General features: G+C 61.6%; 8 protein-coding genes. All 8 read left to right on the top strand.

Features of this window, described 5'->3' with window-relative positions; genetic code table 11:
• Positions 1–151 precede the first annotated feature (151 nt).
• The 8 genes from Q0239_RS10045 (at position 152) to Q0239_RS10080 (ending at position 3,992) form a co-directional block, all read left to right on the top strand.
• Positions 152–592, top strand: coding sequence for a RadC family protein (locus Q0239_RS10045; protein WP_119136307.1), 441 nt, complete (start codon positions 152–154; stop codon positions 590–592).
• Between the two features lie 113 nt (positions 593–705).
• Positions 706–1,224 carry a hypothetical protein gene (locus tag Q0239_RS10050; RefSeq protein WP_298602105.1) on the top strand — a complete coding sequence of 173 codons (519 nt, stop codon included), beginning with the start codon at positions 706–708 and terminating at the stop codon, positions 1,222–1,224.
• 100 nt (positions 1,225–1,324) lie between these two features.
• Entirely contained in the window at positions 1,325–1,816 is a 492-nt protein-coding gene (locus Q0239_RS10055; protein ID WP_298602107.1) for a DUF6878 family protein, read from the top strand.
• 10 nt (positions 1,817–1,826) lie between these two features.
• Positions 1,827–2,204 carry a hypothetical protein gene (locus Q0239_RS10060; protein WP_298602110.1) on the top strand — a complete coding sequence of 126 codons (378 nt, stop codon included), beginning with the start codon at positions 1,827–1,829 and terminating at the stop codon, positions 2,202–2,204.
• Position 2,205: 1 nt separating this feature from the next.
• Positions 2,206–2,400 (top strand): hypothetical protein, encoded by a 195-nt coding sequence (locus Q0239_RS10065; protein ID WP_119136868.1) that lies wholly within the window; start codon positions 2,206–2,208, stop codon positions 2,398–2,400.
• Positions 2,401–2,472: 72 nt separating this feature from the next.
• On the top strand, positions 2,473–2,895 hold the full coding sequence (locus Q0239_RS10070; protein ID WP_298602120.1) for a hypothetical protein: 423 nt from the start codon (positions 2,473–2,475) through the stop codon (positions 2,893–2,895).
• On the top strand, positions 2,888–3,532 hold the full coding sequence (locus Q0239_RS10075) for an antitoxin of toxin-antitoxin stability system (RefSeq protein WP_119136870.1): 645 nt from the start codon (positions 2,888–2,890) through the stop codon (positions 3,530–3,532). The genes Q0239_RS10070 and Q0239_RS10075 overlap by 8 nt, the downstream gene beginning before the upstream one ends.
• Positions 3,533–3,602: 70 nt before the next feature.
• Entirely contained in the window at positions 3,603–3,992 is a 390-nt protein-coding gene (locus Q0239_RS10080) for an MbcA/ParS/Xre antitoxin family protein (protein WP_298602125.1), read from the top strand.
• Positions 3,993–4,000: the final 8 nt, after the last annotated feature.

Consider the following 4,000-nt stretch of genomic DNA (forward strand, 5'->3'; position numbering starts at 1 on the left):
CCAAGAAGCTCCTCGACCGGGTCGGCTGAGGCCGCGCGTCATCCGCTTGACCGCCCAAGCCCGTTGGGCGGTCAGCTTTTCATAATTGCCCCGACGGCTCGCCCTTCGACAGGGCAGTGGCGTCGGCGTTTTCATTTTTCGGAGACTCACCGTGACCCCGCAAGAAGAAACCGTCATCCTCGAGGCCCGCGAAATCCTCGGGCGCTATCTGAACCAGAACCCAGTCCTCGGCAATTGGCAGGCTGTTCGCGATTACTGTGCGGTGGCCGTACGCGGCGAGGTGGAGCGCTTCCATGTTCTCTACCTCGACCGACGCAATCGCGTCATCTCGGACGAGCAGCTTTCGATCGGAACCGTGGACCATGTCCCGGTCTATCCGCGCGAGATCATTAAGCGGGCGCTTATGTTGAACGCAAGTGCCCTCATTGTGGTCCACAACCACCCCTCCGGTGATCCGACGCCTTCCGAGGCGGATATCACCATGACGAAGGAAATCCAGAAGGGCTGCAAATACCTCGGGCTGACCTTGCATGACCACATCATCGTGGGTGGGGGCCAAGAGCTTTCGCTGCGGGGTTTGGGCAAGATGTGACCCGTCCTTCGGATCAACACCTTCCGTCGCCCCTTCGAGGAAGAGGGCGGCGGTTTGGTCTTTGACGCTTGAGGCGGGGAGAGAGGCTTCCCGCACCGTCGGAGATATTTCCCATGTTCGACCTTTCCTTTCCGGCCCTATCGACCCCGTTTCCGGCTGACGTCATGCCGGTCGTCGCGCACAGCACTTTTGACCCCGCGCTGCCCTTTTCTCTGACGCTGCCGGATTGCAACCCTGCGGCTGCGATGTCGGGAGAGGCGCGTCCTCGGATCATCGGCCATTTCACGGCGCTGGCCGAAGCCATGCGGGGCGCGATCAAAATGGCGGAAGAACTGGAGCCTGATGCTGCACCGCGCATGCTGGCGATCCTTGACCGCGATGAGCGTCTTGTCCTTGCCGGTGCTGCAGCGAATGGCGCAGTCGCTAGGTGTGCCCCCGTCATGACCGCGACTGAGGCCCGGGGCGTGGGCATGGAAGCAAGCCAGCTTCGGGCGCAGGCACGCCGCGCGGCGGACTGGCTGGAGAGCGATCTCGCAACCCGCCTGCGGCAGCGTGCCGATCTCTTGGAGGCTCGCCTCGTGGATCCACTCTGGCGCGCCTTTGCCACGCGCGCCCTGCAGATCGCTGCATGACCCCAGAGAGGCAGAGGAGGGCAGGGGGCTTTTGTGAGCTTCGCCGGGGCAAGAGAGTGCCCGGCGGGCTCCGACCCTTTCACCTTCTTCGGAGACCCCCATGACCCACGTTGAACCCACCCTCCCCGCGCCGATGCCGCCGTCCACGATCGACTTCGCCGCAGTGTTCGCGGCGCAGGCCAAACAAGCCGCCCGCGAGGCCGAACTGCGTCCGGCCAACAAGGATCGCCTGTTCGATGCCCTGATCGCCGCCGGCATTTCTCATGTCACGGTCACCTTCGATGGCGAGGGCGACAGCGGCCAGATTGAAAGCATCGCGGCATGGGCGGGGGAGACAGCTGTCGCTTTCCCTGCCGTGGAAATTCCCTATGCCGCGATCACCTGGGACAGCCCCGAGGTCGAGATGCGGCAGCTTTCGCTCGAAGATGTTGTCGAGCAGCTCGCCTATGATTTCCTCAGCGACACCCATGGCGGTTGGGAAAACAACGACGGCGCTTATGGCGAGTTCTGCTTCGACGCCGGTGCCCGCTGCATCCATCTCGAGTTCAACGAACGGTTCACGTCGTCCGAACTCTTCACCCACGAATTCTGAGGGGGCGACGATGGCACATCCATATCATCACGCCCTCTCTTCGGTAAAAAAATGGGGCGGCACGGTCGACGATTACCAGCCCATCCATGCCTGGTACGATAGCTCGAAAGCCCACTCTGCGGATTTCCGCCATCGCGCGATGTTTCATCATACGGCTGGAATCTGGCTTTCCGAGACTGTCTTCGGGCCGACGATCACGCTGTCGACCGGCAGGATCATTCCGACCCGCTGGGTGGGCGAGCAGCACGTCCGCGAGGATCTGGGGTTCATTCCGAGCTTCACCGACTGGGTCAAGGCGATCCGGCCAGAACCTTGGATGGGCCGCACGGAGAAGATTGAGGCGCTCGTCGATCCGCAACGGACGCCACCCGTCGTGGAGGTCCGCTGAAATGAGCCGGGCATACCTCAATCTCGGCGTCTCGCCCGGGATCACGCCACTCGCGATGCTGCGTATCGCCATTGGTCGCCTGCATCCCGACACGCTGGCCGTCCGCAGCTGGCGTCCGGCGCGCAAACGCTACTACCGCGAGCTCTTGCAGGCCCATGCAGAGGCTCAGGTTCGGGCGCAAGTCGCCTGTAAGTGATTGGTGTTCCTCGACCCGCATTTTCCAATCCGCCCGGCCCTCTGGCCGGGCCTTCTCATTTCTGGAGGTACTATGGCTGACTACTTCACCCACTTTTCCTGCGTCCTCGACGTAGGCTCGCCCGAAAAAGCTATCGCGGCGCTCGATCTTTTGACCCGCCTGCATCTCGACGATGAAGGTGCCGACGATCCGGAATGCTCTGGCTTTGCCATGACGCAACAGGACGGTCCCGAAAGCTCAATCCTCTGGTTCCATGACGATGAGGGGGAAGGCGATATCGAAGGCGTCATACGCTTCGTGCTGTGCCTAGCGGAAGAGATCGAGCTCACCGGTCTCTGGGGTTTCGAAGTCGCGTACACCTGTTCCCGGCCCCGATTGGACGCCTTCGGCGGTGGCGCGCATGTCATTGATCTCGGAAAGCGGAAATCCATCGGCTGGACCAGCACGCATGAATGGCTTGAGGCCGCGCTCCGCGGGGAGGACTGCGATGCCTGATATCATCTGCACCACGGTTTATCAGTTCCCCGAACTTTCCGACACTGCCAAGGAGAAAGCCCGCAGTTGGTATCGCGAACTCGGGCCCTATGACGATTGGTGGGATGCGGTCTACGAGGATTTCGAGCGGGTCTGCGACATCCTCGGCGTCAGCCTCAAGACCCGCCCGGTTCGGCTGATGGGTGGTGGCACCCGCGAAAAGCCCTGCATCTGGTTCTCGGGTTTCTGGAGCCAAGGGGACGGCGCGGCCTTCGAGGGATATCTCAGCCACGCTAAGGGCGCGACAACGAGCATCAGGGATTATGCCCCTCAGGACACGACCTTGCATGGCATCGCAGACAGGCTTCAGGCGATCCAGCGGCGAAACTTCTACCAGCTCACCGCGGATGTCAGTCACCGGGGCCGCTATTACCACGAATATACCATGTCCGTTGACGTCACGCGCGACAGCTCGATCTGGCAGCCGCCGACTGAGGATGCGGACGAAATTGTGACCGAAGCGCTGCGTGATCTCGCACGTTGGGTCTATCGCCAGCTTCAGGCCGAATACGACCATCTGACTTCAGACGAGGCCATCGAGGAGGGGATTATCGTCAACGAGTACACCTTCACCGAAGGAGGGCGGCGGTTTGGGTGAGAGAGCGATCGGTTCATTTGATCTTTACAATGAGACCATATGAACTATGTTAGTGGCAATGGAGGACAACATGCAAGTCGCAGAGAAGATCCGAGAACCTGCACAGATCAACGCCGTTGCGCTGAAGGCTTATGCCCGCGTGGCCGACGCTTGGGGTCTCAGCCTGAAGGAAGCGGCGGGCCTCGCCGGCATGTCGGGGGGGACGGGGGAACGCGCGAAGAAGCCAGATTTTGCGGGGGAACTCACCAAGGACCAACTATTGCGGCTCAGCGCTGTGATCGGCATCTACAAGTCGCTCGAGCTTTATTTCTCCGAGCCACTGGCTCGAAGCTGGTTCGCCCGGCCGAACACCGGTCCGCTGTTTGGTGGTAACCGTCCGGTCGACACTGCTATCGACGGCGGTTTGCCGCAGATCCTTGCGGTGCGGACCTATCTTGACGCGTTGCGTGGTGGGGCATGAAGCAGACC

This window comes from uncultured Sphingorhabdus sp., assembly GCF_937872355.1.
In the GTDB taxonomy this organism is placed as follows: Bacteria; Pseudomonadota; Alphaproteobacteria; order Sphingomonadales; family Sphingomonadaceae; genus Sphingorhabdus_B.

Excerpts from the sequence above, each read along its gene's own strand:
- Q0239_RS10050 (WP_298602105.1), top strand. The coding sequence starts at position 706 with ATGTTCGACCTTTCCTTTCCGGCCCTATCGACCCCGTTTCCGGCTGAC.
- Q0239_RS10055 (WP_298602107.1), top strand. The coding sequence starts at position 1,325 with ATGACCCACGTTGAACCCACCCTCCCCGCGCCGATGCCGCCGTCCACG.
- Q0239_RS10060 (WP_298602110.1), top strand. The coding sequence starts at position 1,827 with ATGGCACATCCATATCATCACGCCCTCTCTTCGGTAAAAAAATGGGGC.
- Q0239_RS10065 (WP_119136868.1), top strand. The coding sequence starts at position 2,206 with ATGAGCCGGGCATACCTCAATCTCGGCGTCTCGCCCGGGATCACGCCA.
- Q0239_RS10070 (WP_298602120.1), top strand. The coding sequence starts at position 2,473 with ATGGCTGACTACTTCACCCACTTTTCCTGCGTCCTCGACGTAGGCTCG.
- Q0239_RS10075 (WP_119136870.1), top strand. The coding sequence starts at position 2,888 with ATGCCTGATATCATCTGCACCACGGTTTATCAGTTCCCCGAACTTTCC.
- Q0239_RS10080 (WP_298602125.1), top strand. The coding sequence starts at position 3,603 with ATGCAAGTCGCAGAGAAGATCCGAGAACCTGCACAGATCAACGCCGTT.